This window comes from Streptomyces sp. SS8, assembly GCF_054072955.1.
This window is the reverse complement of the sequence record NZ_JBSVCZ010000020.1, coordinates 62,566-79,099: the sequence shown is the minus strand read 5'-3', so window position 1 is coordinate 79,099 and position 16,534 is coordinate 62,566. Positions and strand designations below refer to the sequence as shown.

At 71.5% G+C, this 16,534-nt stretch carries 21 protein-coding genes; 10 read left to right on the top strand and 11 right to left on the bottom strand.

Translation table 11 applies throughout. The features are described from left to right. Window positions 1-68: 68 nt before the first annotated feature. Window positions 69-536, top strand: coding sequence for an NUDIX hydrolase (locus tag ACW69E_RS19475; RefSeq protein WP_410537695.1), 468 nt, complete (start codon window positions 69-71; stop codon window positions 534-536). Between the two features lie 64 nt (window positions 537-600). Here ACW69E_RS19475 and ACW69E_RS19470 read toward each other — a convergent pair whose 3' ends face one another. Continuing rightward, entirely contained in the window at window positions 601-963 is a 363-nt protein-coding gene (locus tag ACW69E_RS19470) for a winged helix-turn-helix transcriptional regulator (RefSeq protein ID WP_457499542.1), read from the bottom strand. Between the two features lie 120 nt (window positions 964-1,083). Here ACW69E_RS19470 and ACW69E_RS19465 point away from each other — a divergent pair, with 120 nt between their 5' ends. After that, entirely contained in the window at window positions 1,084-1,959 is an 876-nt protein-coding gene (locus tag ACW69E_RS19465; protein WP_457499541.1) for an NAD(P)-dependent oxidoreductase, read from the top strand. 50 nt (window positions 1,960-2,009) lie between these two features. Here the strand turns inward: ACW69E_RS19465 and ACW69E_RS19460 are convergent, their stop codons facing one another. Next, a complete protein-coding gene (locus ACW69E_RS19460; protein ID WP_457499540.1) occupies window positions 2,010-2,417 on the bottom strand; it encodes a RidA family protein in 408 nt (135 codons plus the stop codon). Window positions 2,418-2,538: 121 nt separating this feature from the next. On the opposite strand from ACW69E_RS19460, the gene ACW69E_RS19455 reads away from it, so the two are divergent. Both ACW69E_RS19455 and ACW69E_RS19450 read left to right on the top strand, forming a co-directional pair. After that, entirely contained in the window at window positions 2,539-2,919 is a 381-nt protein-coding gene (locus ACW69E_RS19455; protein ID WP_412711589.1) for a winged helix-turn-helix transcriptional regulator, read from the top strand. A gap of 166 nt (window positions 2,920-3,085) precedes the next feature. Then, the gene (locus tag ACW69E_RS19450; protein ID WP_457499539.1) at window positions 3,086-3,727 is read left to right on the top strand and encodes a hypothetical protein; all 642 of its coding nucleotides are present in this window, start codon (window positions 3,086-3,088) and stop codon (window positions 3,725-3,727) included. 151 nt (window positions 3,728-3,878) lie between these two features. Here ACW69E_RS19450 and ACW69E_RS19445 read toward each other — a convergent pair whose 3' ends face one another. The 4 genes from ACW69E_RS19445 to ACW69E_RS19430 form a co-directional block, all read right to left on the bottom strand. Beyond that, a complete protein-coding gene (locus ACW69E_RS19445; protein WP_457499538.1) occupies window positions 3,879-4,532 on the bottom strand; it encodes a hypothetical protein in 654 nt (217 codons plus the stop codon). A 189-nt stretch (window positions 4,533-4,721) separates the two neighbouring features. Then, the gene (locus ACW69E_RS19440) at window positions 4,722-4,919 is read right to left on the bottom strand and encodes a DUF397 domain-containing protein (protein ID WP_457499537.1); all 198 of its coding nucleotides are present in this window, start codon (window positions 4,917-4,919) and stop codon (window positions 4,722-4,724) included. A gap of 20 nt (window positions 4,920-4,939) precedes the next feature. Beyond that, the gene (locus tag ACW69E_RS19435; RefSeq protein ID WP_457499590.1) at window positions 4,940-5,140 is read right to left on the bottom strand and encodes a DUF397 domain-containing protein; all 201 of its coding nucleotides are present in this window, start codon (window positions 5,138-5,140) and stop codon (window positions 4,940-4,942) included. A gap of 11 nt (window positions 5,141-5,151) precedes the next feature. After that, entirely contained in the window at window positions 5,152-6,003 is an 852-nt protein-coding gene (locus ACW69E_RS19430) for a helix-turn-helix domain-containing protein (protein WP_457499536.1), read from the bottom strand. A gap of 269 nt (window positions 6,004-6,272) precedes the next feature. Between ACW69E_RS19430 and ACW69E_RS19425 the strand changes: the two genes are divergently transcribed. Both ACW69E_RS19425 and ACW69E_RS19420 read left to right on the top strand, forming a co-directional pair. Further along, the gene (locus ACW69E_RS19425; RefSeq protein ID WP_457499535.1) at window positions 6,273-6,704 is read left to right on the top strand and encodes an ATP-binding protein; all 432 of its coding nucleotides are present in this window, start codon (window positions 6,273-6,275) and stop codon (window positions 6,702-6,704) included. After that, entirely contained in the window at window positions 6,701-7,216 is a 516-nt protein-coding gene (locus tag ACW69E_RS19420) for a hypothetical protein (protein ID WP_457499534.1), read from the top strand. Before ACW69E_RS19425 ends, ACW69E_RS19420 begins: the two co-directional genes overlap by 4 nt. Before the next feature lie 90 nt (window positions 7,217-7,306). Here the strand turns inward: ACW69E_RS19420 and ACW69E_RS19415 are convergent, their stop codons facing one another. Then, the gene (locus ACW69E_RS19415) at window positions 7,307-8,149 is read right to left on the bottom strand and encodes an alpha/beta fold hydrolase (protein ID WP_457499533.1); all 843 of its coding nucleotides are present in this window, start codon (window positions 8,147-8,149) and stop codon (window positions 7,307-7,309) included. A gap of 91 nt (window positions 8,150-8,240) precedes the next feature. Here ACW69E_RS19415 and ACW69E_RS19410 point away from each other — a divergent pair, with 91 nt between their 5' ends. Beyond that, window positions 8,241-8,828 (top strand): TetR/AcrR family transcriptional regulator, encoded by a 588-nt coding sequence (locus ACW69E_RS19410; RefSeq protein WP_457499532.1) that lies wholly within the window; start codon window positions 8,241-8,243, stop codon window positions 8,826-8,828. Window positions 8,829-8,912: 84 nt separating this feature from the next. Here ACW69E_RS19410 and ACW69E_RS19405 read toward each other — a convergent pair whose 3' ends face one another. Beyond that, a complete protein-coding gene (locus ACW69E_RS19405; RefSeq protein WP_457499531.1) occupies window positions 8,913-9,827 on the bottom strand; it encodes an MBL fold metallo-hydrolase in 915 nt (304 codons plus the stop codon). Window positions 9,828-10,106: 279 nt separating this feature from the next. On the opposite strand from ACW69E_RS19405, the gene ACW69E_RS19400 reads away from it, so the two are divergent. Genes ACW69E_RS19400 through ACW69E_RS19390 form a run of 3 tightly spaced genes read left to right on the top strand, consistent with a single transcriptional unit; the run spans window position 10,107 to window position 12,679 of the window. Next, window positions 10,107-10,442 carry a hypothetical protein gene (locus ACW69E_RS19400; RefSeq protein WP_457499530.1) on the top strand — a complete coding sequence of 112 codons (336 nt, stop codon included), beginning with the start codon at window positions 10,107-10,109 and terminating at the stop codon, window positions 10,440-10,442. Window positions 10,443-10,448: 6 nt separating this feature from the next. After that, window positions 10,449-11,489, top strand: coding sequence for an ATP-grasp ribosomal peptide maturase (gene tgmB, locus ACW69E_RS19395; RefSeq protein WP_457499529.1), 1,041 nt, complete (start codon window positions 10,449-10,451; stop codon window positions 11,487-11,489). Next, window positions 11,486-12,679, top strand: a complete 1,194-nt coding sequence (locus ACW69E_RS19390) for a methyltransferase domain-containing protein (RefSeq protein WP_457499528.1) — start codon at window positions 11,486-11,488, stop codon at window positions 12,677-12,679. Before tgmB ends, ACW69E_RS19390 begins: the two co-directional genes overlap by 4 nt. A 39-nt stretch (window positions 12,680-12,718) precedes the next feature. Here the strand turns inward: ACW69E_RS19390 and ACW69E_RS19385 are convergent, their stop codons facing one another. The 3 genes from ACW69E_RS19385 to ACW69E_RS19375 all read right to left on the bottom strand — a co-directional run bounded on the left by ACW69E_RS19385 (window position 12,719) and on the right by ACW69E_RS19375 (window position 16,280). Continuing rightward, window positions 12,719-12,979 (bottom strand): hypothetical protein, encoded by a 261-nt coding sequence (locus ACW69E_RS19385; RefSeq protein WP_457499527.1) that lies wholly within the window; start codon window positions 12,977-12,979, stop codon window positions 12,719-12,721. Between the two features lie 299 nt (window positions 12,980-13,278). Then, on the bottom strand, window positions 13,279-14,367 hold the full coding sequence (locus tag ACW69E_RS19380; protein WP_457499526.1) for a helix-turn-helix domain-containing protein: 1,089 nt from the start codon (window positions 14,365-14,367) through the stop codon (window positions 13,279-13,281). A 167-nt stretch (window positions 14,368-14,534) separates the two neighbouring features. Then, window positions 14,535-16,280 carry a stealth family protein gene (locus tag ACW69E_RS19375; RefSeq protein WP_457499525.1) on the bottom strand — a complete coding sequence of 582 codons (1,746 nt, stop codon included), beginning with the start codon at window positions 16,278-16,280 and terminating at the stop codon, window positions 14,535-14,537. Between the last annotated feature and the right edge of the window lie 254 nt (window positions 16,281-16,534).

Genomic DNA, 16,534 nt, shown 5'->3' with positions numbered 1-16,534 from the left:
CTGGTTCCGTTCCGTGTGGTGATGCGCGAACCATGGAAGCCGGACGAGTTCCGGCGGGGGGAGTGGGGATGAGTTTCCGGCTGGCGGCGTATGCCGTGTGCATTGAGGACGGGCGGGTGCTGCTCGCCCGTCACCTACTGCCGGACGGCGGGAGCAACTGGACTCTTCCGGGCGGCGGGGTCGAGCACGCGGAGGACCCGTTCGACGCGGTGATCCGGGAGGTCGCCGAGGAGACCGGCTGCTCGGCGGTGGTGGACCGCCTGCTGGGAGTGGACTCGCGGGTGATTCCCGCGACCGCCACGCGTGAGGGAGTCGTGCACCAGAACGTCGGCGTCTTCTACCGGGTCCGCATCACCGGCGGCCGGCTCCGGCCCGAACCGGACGGCGACATCGTCGAGTCGGTCTGGACCCCGGTCCCCGAGGTCACTGGCCTGCACCGGTCATCGCTGGTCGACGTCGGCCTCGCGCTGGCGCGGGACCTTCCGCCGACCGGCCACGTCGCCCCCGTCCCGGTCGGCGGCCTGATCCAGCACTGAGACGGTGCCGGCCCCCCGCCCGTCCCGCCTGCCCGGCGGCCGCGGAACCCCGGCGCTCATGTGCTCACCGGACGTCGGCGGAGACCCGCTCGGCCCCGATGCGCCGTATGCGTTCGGTACCCCATTCCCCCAGGGAGGCCAGGGCGGCGTTGAGCGACACCCCGTGCTCGGTCAGGGAGTACTCGACCTTCGGCGGCACCTCGGCGTACACCTCGCGGTGGACGAGTCCGTCCTCCTCCATTTCCCTCAGATGCTGGGCCAGCATCTTCTCGCTGACACCGGGCAGGCCGCGCCGGAGTTCGGCGAACCGGCGGGTGCCGTAATGGTGGAGTTCCCAGAGAATCAGGGACTTCCATTTTCCGGACACCACATCCATCGCCGCGTCGATGCCGCAGAAATAAGGGCCGCGCCGTGCCGGTTTCGCCATCCGTCCCCCAAGAACCACTTACCCGAAGGTGAGTACCCGACTTATTGGTCCGTACTGGCCAACCATACCGGCGGGAGAGAGGATCCATCCGGACGACGGAAAAGAGGAGGAGACCCGGAAATGAAGACGGACAGCGGTGTCCAGGTGAGTGTCCTCGGGCTGGGTGCGATGGGAAGTGCCCTCGCGGGCGCCCTGGTGGGGGCAGGACACGAGACGACGGTCTGGAACCGCTCGCCGGGGAAGGCGGACGACCTCGTGGTGCAAGGTGCGCGGGCCGCCGCCACGGCCGGCGACGCGGTCCGGTCCGGACGGCTGGTGGTCGTGTGCCTGCTGGACCACGGTTCGGTCCACGAGGTGCTCGACCCGCTCGCCGGCGAGCTGGCCGGGAGGACCCTGGTCAACGTGACCACGACGACACCGGACCAGTCACGGGAGATGGCCGCCTGGGCCGCCCGCGCCGGAGTCGAGTACCTGGACGGCGGCATCATGGCCGTACCGCAGATGATCGGCCGGCCCGGGGCGTCGATCCTCTACAGCGGATCGACCGAGGCTTTCGAACGGTACGGGCCACTGCTCGGCGTGTGGGGGGCCGGCACCTACTTCGGCGAGGACGCCGGACTGGCGTCCCTGTACGACCTCGCCCTGCTTGCGGGCATGTACGTCATGTTCGCCGGATTCCTGCACGGTGCCGCCATGGTCGCCCCGACCGGGGCGACGGCGGGGCGGTTCGCGGCCATGGCGGCACCGTGGCTGTCCTCGATGACCGGTGCCTTCGAGGAGTTCGCGGCGGTCGTCGACGGCGGGGACTACACCGTCGAAGGGCAGCAGAGTCTCGTGTTCTCCGATCTCGGCGACATCCTGGCCGCCAGTTCCGGCCAGGGGATCAGCACCGAGGTGGTCGACATGGTCCAGCGGCTCATCCGCCGCCAGATCGACGCGGGCCACGGGGAGGAGGGCTTCGCCCGGATCATCGAGAGCATCAGGCAGCCGGGCTGAGGGCACGCGCGGACGGACGGAAGGTCACGGCCGTCCGGGAAGCGTCCCGCTCAGTCCAGGACGGCGGTGGCCTCGACCTCGACCATGTGCTCGGGTACGTCCAGCGCCGCCACGCCCAGCAGTGTGGCCGGCGGGACCGGGGTGGTCCCCAGCTTCGCGGCGGCCCGGGAGATCCCCTCCAGGAGCTGGGGCATCCTGTCGGGGGTCCAGTCGACGACGTGGACGTTCAGCTTCGCCACGTCGTCGAAGGTTCCGCCGACCCCGGCCAGGGCGGTGGCGACGTTGAGGTAGCACTGCTCGACCTGGGCGGCCAGGTCGCCCGCGCCGACCGTGTTGCCCTCGGCGTCCCAGGCGACCTGCCCGGCGACGAAGACCAGCTTCGAGCCCGACGCGACCGACACCTGCCGGTAGACGTCGATGGCGGGCAGTCCGTCGGGGTTCACCAGAGTGATGGCCATGTCAGTCCGTCTCCTCATCCGGGCGCCCATGGGCGCCCGTGGTCTCTTGCGGTTACCCGGAAACCGTAGGAGAGTCTGGGCTGACCTGGAAGAACGCACTTTTAAGTGACTGGGGAACCTCATGGTGACCAAGCAGTTCGGGGACTCCCCCGAGGACGCGGACCTGCGGCGCGCGGACTCCCTGGCGCGGGAGATCTTCTCGGACATCGCCAACAAGTGGGCCCTGCTGATCATCGAGGCCCTCGGTGAGCGCACCCTGCGGTTCAGCGAGCTGCGGGACGAGGTCGAGGGCGTCAGCCACAAGATGCTCACCCAGAACCTGCGGATGCTGGAGCGCAACGGCATGGTCGAGCGGACGGTGCACCCCACCGTGCCACCACGGGTCGAGTACACCCTCACCGAGCCGGGCCGGGCCCTGCGCGAGGCGGTGGATGTGATGTGCGACTGGACCCACCGCTACCTCGGCCACATCGAGACCGCCCGCAGCCGCTTCGACAACTGACCACGGCAGTAAGGGCGTTGGGATCACTCGTCCGCCTGTGGGGCGTTCGCTACGCTCGCGTGAGGACAGGTTCGACGCGGAATCCGCCCACGGCAGGGCGGTTCACCTGACGGGGGCTCACGAGTGCGTGCCGTGGGCGCGACGGGGACTGGGAGGTCTCATGCCGATGGCACGACGCGTAACCGCTCCACTCGCCGTCGGCGGGCTGCTGGCCGCACTGGCCGCCTGCTCGGGGGACTCCGGAGGGAAGACCGACGCCTCCCCGGAGCCGGGGACCGAGAGGATCAGGACCGTGGTCCAGCTCTCCGAACTGTGCTCGGAGATTGGGGACGGGCACCCCGAGGCGGCGAGGTACTCGGGTGACGGACCGCACCGCACGGCCGTCTTCCGTTCCGGGTACCGGACCGACAAGGACGTGACGACCGGCACGGTGCTGCAGGAGCGCGTGAGTTTCGACGGGCTGCCGGACCTGTCGAAGACCACCCCGGTCTCCGAGATCGAACTGCTGGCCTGCGGCAAGGGGGAACGGGGCGAGGAGCGGGAGCGCGACTGCGAGTACGCGGAGTCCGGCCGGCTGGATCCGCAGGAGAGCTACCCGATGTACTCCCAGACGTTCACCTACACCGTCTACGAGCTGCGCACCGGACGTGTCGTGGACACCATCACGAGGACCCCGCAACCGCAGTGCCCGTCGAAGATCGGCTATCGGAAGGGCGGTTCGGGAGCGCCGGACAAGGTGTACGCGCAGATATCGGACCGGGAGGCGTCGCAGGTGCTGAAGCAGGTGGTGGAGGGCCCGGCGCGCTGACGGCCCGGTGGGCCGGTCCCGCCGGATGCGGGCCCGCTCAGCCGTGAGCGGCGCGGACCACTCGACATGCCGTGCCCCGGAGGCCGCCGCGGCGGCCTCCGGGGCACGCGCCGCTGTGGCGAGGCGGGGCGTGGCGTGGCGGGGCGGGTCGTCAGGATGCGCCGGCGTTCGCCTTGTCGAAGTGCTCGACGGCGAGGGCGGCCATCCGGCGGGCTGTCTTCTGGACCTGCTCCGCTTCCTTGGTGCCGTCCGTCCCGTGGACGGAGTAGCTGACCGTGATCGTCGCGTTTCCGGCACGGACGAACACCTCGTACCCCGACGGCACCCTTTTCTCCACCGCTTCGTCCCCGACCCCGCGGACCTCGGCGGCTCCCGCGAAGCTCTTCTCACCATGAGCGATCCGGTCGTCCAGCCAGGCTGCGGCGGCCTCCCGCCCCGAGGCACTGGAAGTCGCCTCGTGCAGCTCGTACTTCACGTCCAGCTGGACGTCGCCCATGTCGTTCGAGGTCCACCGCGCCCAGCTGCTGGTGGACAGGTGGAGGTCGTTCTGCTTGAACAGGATGTGGTCCAGCCCGGCGGCCTCCCGGTTCGCGCTGCTGAGGAGGGCCGCGCTCCGGGGCAGCTCGTCGTAGGGGTCGTCACGGCCCTGGTACACGGGCATGAGGAAGGACCATCCGGCCCACCCGCTCACGGCGAGGACCACGACGGCCAGTACCGCGACGAGTGCGGCGACGGCTCTGCCCCGCCGTTTCGGTGGCCTGTTGTCGGCAGGTCCCACAGCAGCCTCGAACTGGCCGACCGTCATGAAGCATCCCCCTGTTGCCTCGGAGCCGTGCGGGCCCCGGTGCGGGCGGGCAGCCATGCCCGCCCGCACTCCTTTGCCGGAGCATGCCAAAGTTACCGTGCTCGCCGCATCACCATGCGGGAACCGGGCGGCCGACGGCCCGTATCCGCGGCTCTGCGGGTCCGGTCTCAGCGATCGGCGGGCGGGTGCTCAGTTGACGAAGTGGTCGAACTCGCCGGCCTTGATGCCCTTGAGGAAGGCGTCGAGCTTGGCGGGCGTGGTGACGACGATCTCGTCGGGCTTGCTGCTCTCGCGCATGAGGACGCGATCGCCGTCCCGGGCGATCTCGATGCAGTTGTTGCCACCGCCGCCGCAGGATGCGGCGTGCCACTCGATGGGTGCGGACATGTCGGCTCGCCCTCCGGGGGTCAGTGTGTGAGGTGGTCGAGTTCGCCGTTTTTGGCTCCCCTAAGGAGAGATTCCAAGCTTTCTGGGCTGGTTGTGATGATCAGCTCTGGGAGGTCGCTCTCGCGTATGAGGACATGTCCGCCGCCTTGGGCTACCTCGATGCAGTTCGGCCCTTCTCCCTCAGAGAAGGAGGACTTCTGCCACTTGAATTCTTCTCGCATCCTGCTGAACCTCAAATCTCCTGGATGATTCGGCTGATTTCTTGCTGAGAAATTTTTGTGTTGAGCGAGACGCTCTCCAGGGCCTTGTAGACCGCTCTGTACCTGTCGAGCTGCGCTCTGGCATCCAGATAGACAGCCCCCAGAGCGTTGTCGAGCTGCACTGTGTCCAGCTGCGGAACAGGTCCGCCCGCGTACAGCACAGACTGGGCTGAGCCGATGAACCTCTCGGAGGTGAAGGGGACGACTCGTACGGTGACGCTTGGCCACTCAGAGACTTCCAGCAGGTACTCAAGCTGAGAGCGAGCCACTTTCCGGCCGCCGTAGCGCATACGCAGCGCGGCTTCGTGGATGATCGCCTCGAACGGTGTGGGGTGGTCACGTTCGAAGATCACGCGTCGCCTTGCACGATGCTCGACTCTCGCGTCGATCTCGCTTCGGGGGAGCGGTGGGATCACTTCCTCGAAGAGCTTCCGTGAGTAGTCCTCCGTCTGGAAGATCCCGGGCACTGTGAGCGTCTGGAGCGAACGCAGGTGGGTGGCGTGGTATTCGAGTTCTGCCACGTTGAGGAATGCCGGAGGCAGGACGCCCCGGTACTCCTCCCACCATCCTTTGGTTCGGTCCTCGGCGATCTCGCACAAGGCGTCGATCAGTTTCTGGTCGCCGGCCGAGTAGAAGGCCGCGAGTCGTCGTACGCGTTCCGCGCTGACGCCCCAGCGTCCCGACTCGATGTGGCTGATCTGGGCCTGGTTGCCGCCGAGCAGTTCTCCCGCTTCGCGAGCGGTGAGGCCGGAGGCCTCGCGCAACTTCCGCAGCTCCGCGCCCAGTCGTGCCTGACGTGCCGTGGGGTTGCTCCTGGGTGGCATCGATCCTCTCCCGATAGGCGCTCCAAGTGTGCCGCGCGTCCGTAGCGCCGGTCCACTCACGAGCGAAGATCCTGTCACATGGTTGTGACGTCTCATCTATGTGCCCTATGGTCTTCGGTAGCGCAGCGTGAACACCAGTGAACCCGCAGTGCAGTCGGCCTCCCCTGCCCGCGCACCGGCGCGGGCGGGGGAGGGCAGCCGAGCCACGGTGGTGGGCGCGCGTGCTTCGCAGACGAGACGCAAGCGAACCGCGTTGGGAGAAGACGCAGATGACCGTGACCGCACCCGGCAGACCCGCCACCGCCGTCTACCGGCTGACCGCGCCCGCCCTGCCCACCACCCCGAGAGTCGCCCGCGACGCGGTCGCGGCGTGGTTGTGCGCGGCCGGGCAACACGGGCTGCTGGACACCGCACGCACGCTGGTCAGCGACGTGGTGACGAACGTCGTCGTGCACACCCGCGTACCCCATCTGTGGGTCGGGGCCGCCGTCACGCGGCTGGGCGCGGTCGTCTCCGTGTGGGACGGCGACCAGCGCGGCGTACCCCGCCCGCGTCACGCGGCCGAGGACGAGACCGGTGGGCGCGGGCTGTTCCTGGTGGAGGCGCTCAGCCACGCCTGGGGCGTGAGCTGGACCGGCGGGGTGGAACCGGCCGGGAAACGGGTCTGGTTCGAGCTGCGCGCCTCGCGCGAGGGGACGTGAGCGCGATGGACTTCACCGCCCTGTGCCTGGGCGCGCTGATCATGACCGTCAGCTCGGCCCTGACCGGCTTCGCCGTGGCCGCCGCCCGTACCTCTGGTGGCGTCGGCGGCGTGTGGTGCGAGGTCACCGTCCTGGACGCGGACACCCACCGCGAGTGGCTGCTCGACTGCCACCGGGCCCGCAACCCCCGCCGCGCCCTGCGCTGGATACGTGCCCAGGCCCCGCGCCTGGCCGACCGTATCGACCCGCCCCCGGACGCGCCCTGGGCCGCGCCCGGCACCATCCGCCCGTGCGAGCCCGGCCGCCCGTACGAGCCCGGCAAGTCGTACGAGCCCGGCCGACCGTACGACCCGGGCGGGCCGGACCCCGCCGCCGTCCTGCGGCGCCGGCCGCTGGACGGGGTCGCGGACCGCGAGGCCCTGCGGGTCCTGGAGGACGGCGGCCTCCACGTCCTCACCGCACCGGACGGGGACGGCCTGCGCTACCGGCTCTCCGCCCGCGCCCTGCGCTGATGTTTTGCTCAGAGGCTCCGACGCCCGGAGGCCGGGCCCGCCTCGCGGCGAGCCCGGCCCCGGATGCCCGTACCCGAACCGCTCGGGCGGTCACTTGCCGACGAAGGCCAGCAGCGCCTCGTTGACCTCGGTGGCGTGCGTCCACAGCAGGCCGTGCGGCGCGCCGTCCACCTCGACGTACTCCGCCTCCGGGAACGCCTTGTGGAAGGGGCGCCCGGTGGAGTCGACCGGGAGGATGTTGTCGGCGGTGCCGTGCAGGATCAGGGAGGGCTTGCCGGCGGCGCGGACGGCGGCCACGTCCTCGCGGAAGTCCTCGATCCAGGCGGGGACCACCGCGTAGGCGGCCACGGGCGCGGAGGAGGTGGCGGTGTTCCAGCCGGCGTCGACGGCCTCCTGGCTGACCCGGGAGCCGAGGTTCTCGTCCAGGTTGTAGAAGTCCTTGAAGAACTGGGTGTACCAGGCGTAGCGGTCGGCGCGGGCGGCCTCCTCGATGCCCTCGAACACCGAGCGCGGCACCCCGCCGGGGTTGTCGTCGGTCTGCACCAGGAACGGCTCCAGCGAGGCGAGGAAGGCCAGCTTGGCGATCCGCTCGTGGCCGTAGGTCTTCACGTAGCGGGCCAGTTCGCCGGTGCCCATGGAGAAGCCGACCAGGATGACGTCGCGCAGGTCCAGCGTCTCCAGCAGGGTGTTCAGGTCGGCGGCGAAGGTGTCGTAGTCGTATCCCTCGCCGACCTTGCTGGACTGCCCGAAGCCGCGGCGGTCGTAGGTGATGACGCGGTACCCGGCCGCCAGCAGTTCCCTGGTCTGGAGCTCCCAGCTGTGGCCGTCGAGCGGGTAGCCGTGGATGAGGACGACCGGCTGACCCGATCCCTGGTCCTCGTAGTACAGCTCGATGTCGGTGGTGTTCTCGCTGCCGACCTTGACGTAGCCCATGGGAACATCCTCTCCGCTGCGGAGAACGGTCGTTCTCCGGCTCTGTCGACTACAGTAGAGAACGTTGGTTCTCTTTGCAAGGGGAGTTCTCGTGATCGATGAGCAGACAGCGCGCGAACGGGTGGTTTCCGCCGCCGACCGGCTGTTCTACGCCCGGGGTGTGCAGGCCGTCGGGATGGACGCCGTCCGCGGCGAGTCGGGCGTCTCGCTCAAGCGCATCTACGCGCTGTTCCCCTCCAAGGAGGAGCTGATCGTCGCCGTGCTGCGGCACCGCACGGAGCGCTGGAACGCGGGCGTCACCGATGCGGTCGACGGCGCCGGGACACCGCGCGAGAGGCTGCTGGCCGTCTTCGACTTCCTGGCCGGCTGGTTTCGCGAGGACGACTTCCGCGGCTGCGCCTTCATCAACGTCTTCGGCGAACTGGGCGGCGGCAGCGACCGGATCGCCGGGGCCGTGCGCGAGCAGAAGGAGTCCTTCCACCGCCAGGTGGCCGAACTGGTCCGCGCCGCGGGCGGTCCGGACCACCTGGCCCCCCAGCTCGTACTGCTCGCCGAGGGCGCCCAGACCACGGCCGCCATATCGCGCGACCCCGACATGGCGGGGCACGCCCGCGCCGCCGCCGAGACCCTCATCCGGTGCGCGCTGGACGACGCCGGGGAGCCGGCCGCGGCGGCGTGAGCGCCGTGCGCGCCCCGGCGGGCGTACGGCACCGGCCGCTCCGGCCGCCGGGGCCTGCCGTGCCGTACGCCCGCCGGGGGACCGTCACCAGCGGATCGCCCTGAAGTCCACCGGCCGCTGCCTCAACTCCCCTGCACGGGCGGCCAGTCGGCGCAGCCGCTCGGTCATCTCGCCGGCCGGCAGACGCCGCCGGTCGCCGTGGCCGGGCAGCAGCCACTCGAAACTGATCCGTCCCGCCACCCGCTCCAGGGAGGCGGCCAGCTCCTCGACGGAGTACCAGGTGACGGTGTCGAAGACCTCGATGTCACCCGTGGTGCGCGACCAGTGGAAGCTGTCGCCGGTGAAGCAGTGGCGGTCGTCCGCGAGGTAGAGCACGCTGCCCTCGGTGTGCCCGGGCAGGGGGTGGGCGACCACGCCGGCGGCGATCTCCACCGGCTCCGTGCCGCGCAGTACGCGGTCGGCGTCGGGGGCGGAGTCGAGGTCGCCCTCGTGGATCCACAGCCGCGCGCCGAAGCCGTCGGCGTACTGGCGGCCGTGCGCGGCGTGGTCGCGGTGGGTGAGCAGCACGTCGGTGACGGGGCCCAGCTTCTCGTAACGCCTGGCCAGCGACGGGCTCCAGCGCGGGGTGTCCACCATCATCACGGTGCCGTCGGGGCGGCGCAGCAGATAGGAGTTGGCGCCGGCCGTCTGACGGGAGTTGTGCCCGCACAGGTACACGCCGCCGTCAGGGCCGTCCGGGTCGTCCCCGCCGTCCAGCGGCAACGGGAACGGGTCGGGCACCTCCTCCAGCCGCCCGCCCGGTGGGTGGACGGACCGGGTGTGGCAGGCGTGCGCGGCGGCGTGGAGCCGCTCCGCCTCGGCCCGGTCGCGCGGCTCGCGCAGCACGACCGAGCGGCCGCCCTCCTCACCGATCAGACCGGGCGCGAGCTGCCTCGCCACATCGCAGTTCGTGCACCGCTCGTCCACCCGCCAGCCGTCCGCTAACCGTTCCCCGGCCATGTCCGCTCCTCTCCCCGGCGCGTCCGCCCACCGGACGCGCCGCCCCCAGGGGTATCCCACGCCCCGCGGCCGGGGAAAGGGGGCGAAAGGCCCCGCGCGCTCAGCCTCAGCCCGGCTCTCCGCGGAGCCCGGCGGGGACGGCCTACGAAACCGGACGCCGGTCGGCTCGTTGGCCTGTACGGGCCGGGCTATGGCCGGAAAACCGGCTTACGGCCGCCGTCGGGCGGAGAAAACCCAGAGGGGGTCTCCGTCCCCCGAAGCGAAGGGGGAGTCATGACCATGACATTCTTGCCCGGTGAGCGCACCGGGGCGGGCCTGGCTCTGGACAGGCCCGAGGACAGGTTCCCGCTGGACCGGGGAGCCGCCCCGGACCTGCCGGACCTGACGGACCACCGGGGCCCGGCGCCGCTGGCCTTCCGGTTCCTGACCGCCACCACTGGTTCGGGAGGCGTGCTGCCGCAGGACATCTCCTACGACGAGGAGACGCAGACCGGCGTCTACCAGGGCCTTCCGCCGGGGGTGTTCATGACCAAGAATCCGCCGAAGACCTTCGGTCCCACCGAGCCCACCGGCCAGATGGACGCGCCGGACGACCCGGGCCCGAGTGACGACTGACGACCGGTGACCGACGACGGACGGCTCGGGATGACCGCGCCCGGGAAGGTCCTGGTACTGACGGGGCGCTTCGACCCCACCGCGGATCTGGTGGTCGAGGAGCTGAACCGGCGGGCCGTGCCCGTCTTCCGCACCGATGTCGCGGACTTCCCGCTGGGGCTGTCGCTGGCCGCGCGCCTCGGCGGGAAGGCCGGAGGAGGCGGAGACACCGGGGAGGGCGGACACGCGGCCGGGAAGGCGTGGAGCGGCACACTGCGCACCGGGCGCCGGACGCTGGACCTGCGGGACGTGCGCAGCGTCTACTACCGCAGGCCCGCCCGCCCCCGCTTCCCCGAGGGGATGTCGCCGGAGGCCCGCGGGGTGGCCGAGCGGGAGGCCCGGCGGGGCTTCGGCGGGCTGCTGGCGGCGTTGCCGGTGCGGTGGCTGCCGCCCCCGGGCCGGGCGGCCGACGCCGAGTACAAGCCGCTGCAACTGCGCGTCGCGGCCGAGTCCGGGCTGTCCGTGCCGCGCACGCTGATCACCAACGACCCCGGCGCGGCCAGGGAGTTCGGTGAGGAGGCCGGCGGCCGGGTGGTGTTCAAACCCTTCACTCCCGTGCGCGGCGCCGTCGGCGGGAGGTCGGCGGCCGTCTACACCAGCATCGTCGGCCCCGCAGAACTCGGCCACCCCGACGTCGCCACCACGGCGCACCTGTTTCAGGAGTGGGTGCCCAAGGCGTACGAGGTGCGGCTGACGGCCGTCGGCGGGAGGCTGTTCGCCGCCGAGATCCACGCGGACTCACCGGCCGGACACGTGGACTGGCGCAGCGACTACGACAGTCACAGATACCGGTTGTGCGAGCCGCCGCCGGCCGTCGCGGCCGGAGTACGCCGGATGATGGACGCCCTCGGCCTGCCCTACGGCGCGTTCGACTTCGTAGTCACACCCGAGGGGCGATGGTGCTTCCTGGAGATCAATCCGAGCGGACAGTTCGGTTTCGTGGAGCAGGCGACCGGGCTGCCGATCACGGCCGCCGTCGCCGACTGGCTGGAAGGGAAAGGGACGTGAGAGCGCACGGGGGCGACGGGCACGGAGAGCACGGGGAGCTCGTCGAGGCGCGGGTCGGCATGGTGCGGCGGATGGACGAGGGCGGCGTGGTGCTCTCCTCGCGGCTGGCCGAGGTCTTCCTGAACGTGCCGCGCCACCGGTTCGTCCCGGTGTTCTACTGCCGGGACGGCGAGCGCTTCCTGCCCTGCCGCCGCGCGGACGACGGCACCGGCGGGTGGGCGGCGCGGGTGTACGCGGACGACTCCCTGATCACCGAGGTGGACGGGCTCCACGCGGAGGACGCGGGGGAGCGGGCCGTCACGGGCGTGCCCACCTCCTCCTCGACCGCGCCGAGCCTGATGGCCGACATGCTCGACGCGCTCGACGTCGAGCCGGGCGCGCGGGTCCTGGAGGTCGGCACGGGGACCGGCTACAACGCGGCGCTGCTGTGCCGGCTGGCGGGTGCGGAGAACGTGGTGACCGTGGACGTCTCCGAACGCCTCACCGCCACGGCGCGGGAGCGGCTGGAGGGCCTGGGGCTGTCACCGGTGGTGGAGACGGCCGACGGCGCGGCGGGCGCCCCGGGGCACGCGCCGTTCGACAGGATCATCGCCACCTGCTCGGTGCGGCGCGTGCCCGCCGCCTGGATCGACCAGTGCGCGACGGGCGGGATCATGGTGGTCCCGCTCAAGGGGACGCTGGCCGGAGGGGCACTGGCCCGGCTGACCAAGCTCGCGGACGGCACGGCCGCCGGACACCTCCTGCACACCCCGGCGGCCTTCATGCCGCTGCTGTCCGGCCTCCGCCCGGCACCGCCCCCGGCCGGCCCGGAGGGCGGGCGCAGCCGGGAGACGCCGCTGTCCGGCAGCGTGCTGGACGACTGGACGTTCTCCTTCTTCGCCCAGCTCCACCTGGGGGCGGGCGTCGAGCGCGAACACCGCCGTGCCGCCGGCGGCGCCCACACCACCCTCCTGTACGACCCCGCCGACGGCTCCCGCGCGCGGGTGGCCGACCACGGGGACGGGCGCGCCGGCGCGGCGGTCGCCGCCGTAGGCCCCCGGGACCTGTGGGCGGTGGTCGAGCGCGCCCACCGGCGCTGGCGGGAGCTGAACCGGCCCCGCCGCGAGTGGTTCACGGTCCGCGTCACACCCCGGGGCCAGACCATGTCCTACACCTCCCCCGCCGGCCGCGCCCACACCTGGGAGCTGTGAGCTTCCGGCGTGCCCCGCTCCCCTCCGGTACGGGGCCGGTCAGCTTCGCTGGAGCGGGATCCCCTGCATGGAGCACCACCGGGCGAAACCGCTTCCGCGACAGGGAAGCCGGGCCTCCTCGGCCCTGAGCGCTTCGACGTAGCTGCCGGCCGCCGCCAGGGTCATCACGCCCTCCCGGACGAGGCGGGCGAGCAGCCACAGGGTGCCGTGGGCTTCGACGCCGTACGCGCGGGCAGTCCTCGCCGCCGTCCGGTCGTCGGTGACGGCGGTCCCGTGGCGGAGTTCGGCGCAGGCGAACACACTCGCCTCCCCCCCGGTGCCGGTTGTCGGACGCGCCGACCCTCTCACCCCACCGGCCGTACGCCATCAGGCCCTCGATGGTGTCGAGAGCGTCGACCCTGAGCCAGTCGGCCGTGATCGCCCGCTGTAAAGCGGGGAAACGGGGCAGCCCGGCCCGCAACTCGGAGACCACGGTCGTGATCGTCCAGCACTCGAAGTCCTGGAGGTAACTCCCCAGCAGGTCGATGTAGTCCGCGCGGGCGGAGTGGTTCAGCAGGGTCGCGTCCAGCACGAGGACGCCGTGATGCGTGTCGGACATGTCAGAAGTCGGTCTCGTCCCCCGCGGGCAGGTCGTCCACCGACACCTGCCCGTGCATCATCTCCACGGCCCGGGCGCGGGTGATGCTTCCGCGTCCGAGCGCCGACATCACGGCACTGGCGTAATCCGGCGCCACTCTGACCGCCTCCAGGTCAGGCTCCGGAAGCCAGCCCAGGGCCTGCATGAACTCGGCGCGTGTGGGCTTCCGCGCCATCAGCCCGTTCCGCGCGGACCGGTCGATCACCTCGGCCCGTTCCGCCTGGATCAGCGCAAGCGTCCAGGACACCCGGTACCGTGCGGCGTGGCCGACGAGCTGTTCCCGGGCGTCCTCGTCCGGGGACCATGCCCGGGCGATCGCGGTGGCGGGCAGCAGCAGTTCGGCGGCGAACGCCTCGATCGCCCGCTCGCGCTCCTCCGCCGAGGCGTGCACACCGAGGTCGTTGGAGTAGGCGTCCCCCATGACCATGTGCCCCAGCTCGTGAGCGGCCGTGGCGCGGCGGCGGCCCGGATCGCCCCGGAGGCTGATGACGGACACCGCGACGTCCCCGTCGATCAGCGACGCGCCGTCACCGGGGATGTCGGTGGCCAGGGGCCACTGCCCGGCCTCGGCGCAGACCGCGGCCATCGGGCCGAGAGGCCCGTCACCCGCCTCCAGCCGGTCCCGGACCCAGCGGGCCGCTTCCCGGTAGGCGTCGACGCCGGTCGCCCGGCCGGGATAGGTCCACGGCGGGCGCGGACTCAGGACTCCCAGATCCAGAAGCTGGCGTACGTCCCGGAGCCAGGCGTTCAGGCGCACCCGGACCCGGAAGGCGGACCGGGTCGCCTCCGACTCGTCCTCCTCCACCAGGGGCTGCCGGTTGGACAGGACCGGTGCCGGGGCGCAGACGAAGTAGGAGAACGGAACATCCAGGGCGTCCGCCAGGCTCGTCAGCTCCAGGGCGCTGATTCTGCGAGTCCCGCTCTCGATCTTGGAGAGGGTCGTCCGCTCCATGCCGAGCAGCTCGGCGAGCCGTTCCTGGGTGAGGGCGGCGGCTCGCCGGGCCTCGCCGACCCGTGCACCGATGTCCTGCCAGCTCACCTCAGACGCCATGGTGCGATTTTGGCACATCACCTGGTGCGGGGTGCCGCCATGAGCGGACTCCGGCAGGCGCACAGGCGCATGGCTGGTTGTTCAGGGCGCGCACGCCTCGGCGGTACGGCCCCGGCCGCTCCCGCCGGAGCGGGGTGGCCGGGGCCGCCGGTGCCCGGAAGCCGGGCCTACGCGCCGGCGGGGAGCTCGAACGGGCTGGGGTAGGGGAAGTAGCCCTCCAGGAAGGTGCGGACGCGGGTGGCGACCTTCTCCCGCTCCTCGTCCGGGACGTCGACGTCGTTGAGGCAGAAGAAGTCGAAGCGGCGCGTGCTCTCCAGTTCGGCCAGCTTCTCCTCCGCGTCGTCCCGGCCGATGTCGACATAGCGGAAGCTGAACTTGCCCGGGACCGCGCGGCCGGTGAGATAGGCGTAGTGGTGGTGGAACGTGGCGCCCATGGCGATGTCGGTGGTGGCGCGGAACCGGGACCGGCTGGTGCGCTCGACGTCCTGCGCGTACTTCTCCTCGATCTCCCGCATCACCGCGCGGATCTGGGGGTGCGGGGTGTGCATGAACTTGTTGGTGATGAGGCGGCCGTGGGACTCCAGCAGGAGCCGGCGCACGTTCTTCCCGGCCGAGTTGGGGGCGGGCTCGTCGGGGTGGGGGTCGCCCAGGCCGAGCTGGAAGGGGGAGAAGGGCAGGCGGGCGATGCCGTTGCCGTGGAAGAAGCGCCCGGCGGTGACCGGGCGGCCGACGAAGACGTCGTCGTTGAAGTAGAGGTAGCGCTCGGACAGCCCCGGTATGTGGTGGAGCTGGGTGCCTATCGCGTGCGAGTTGAAGACCGGCAGGGCGTCGGGGGAGCGGAAGATCTCCTTGTGGTCGACGACCGTGATGCCGGGGGCCGCGGTGTTCAGCCAGGCCGGCGTCTGCCCGTCGGTGACGACGTAGACGTGCCGGACGAAGTCGGCGTACATCCGCAGCGAGCGCAGCGAGTACTTCAGCTCGTCCTGGCTGGTGTAGCGGGAGGGGCCGGTCTCCCGGCTGGTGCGGGTGTTGCCGGAGCGGTAGGACTCGCGCTTCGCGCTCAGCTCGGGGTCGGATCCGTCCACCCAGGTGTAGACGACGTCGACGGGGAAGTCGATCTCGTCGTGGCGGGTCGAGGTGAAGACGGGGAAGGTGGGCAGGAGGCGGCCCCGCACCGCGGTCTCGGCGGGCTCACGCACGCTTTTGGGCAGGACCTCGCCGACCGGGTTGAGGCGGGGGGCGACCAGGGCGTCGGCCAGTACGTCCGCGGGGGCCTGGGTGCGCAGCGCGGCGAGCCGCTCGGCGGCGTCCTCCATCTCCAGGAGCCCTGCGCCCTCGCGCCAGAACTCCACCTCGCAGGCGTACCGCAGATCGCCGAGGACCTGGCCCGAGGGGCCGAGGAGGAACTCGCCGAGGCGGATGACGGACTGCCGCTTGAGGTCGGTGGGCAGGGCGCCGTCGGCGTAGAGCGCGGCGTCGGCCGGCAGGTTCTCGCGGCCGGGCCGGGCCGCGTACAGCGGGCGCGTCCCGTACAGCTCGCGCAGGGCGGTCAGGAAGGCCTTGCGGTCGGAGAGGCGCATGCCGAGGACGTGCCCGGTGTGCGAGCGGGAGGGGACGAGGAAGTGCTCCAGCCCCGCGTGTTCCAGAGCGTCGGCGACCAGGCCCAGGTTGTGCGCGGCGGCTTCGGCGGCGGTGAAGCCGGTGACGGTGCGGCCGTAGAAGGTGTGCTCGCCGGAGGTGAAGGGGCGCAGGTCCGGGTCGGCGTCGAGCATCGCCCGGCGGCGCTCCTCGATCCGCTCGGCCCGTCTGCGGGCGGTCTCCCGCTCCTTGGCGATCCGGCGCTCCTCGGCCCGCCGTGCGCGGACCGGGGCCGGAAGCAGGCGTTCTCCCACGTTCTTCAGACGCGACGGCATACGTGTACCCGATCCCTTCGGAGCGCTGCCCGCCCGGCAGCGCGGTGCGGTGCCCTGTGCCGGAACCCGTCCGTCCCGGCCGTCTGCAGGCTCACCGCGTGCGCGGCCCCGGGAGGAATCGTTAACGCGTACGACCGGCGAGCAAAGGCCCGGTAATGAATTCATGAACATTTGTGCGTTGTCAAAGCGGAGACCGGCCGCCGTGTCAGGCGGGGGCCGCGGGAAGCCGCAGGAGGCCGCGGGCATGACGAAGC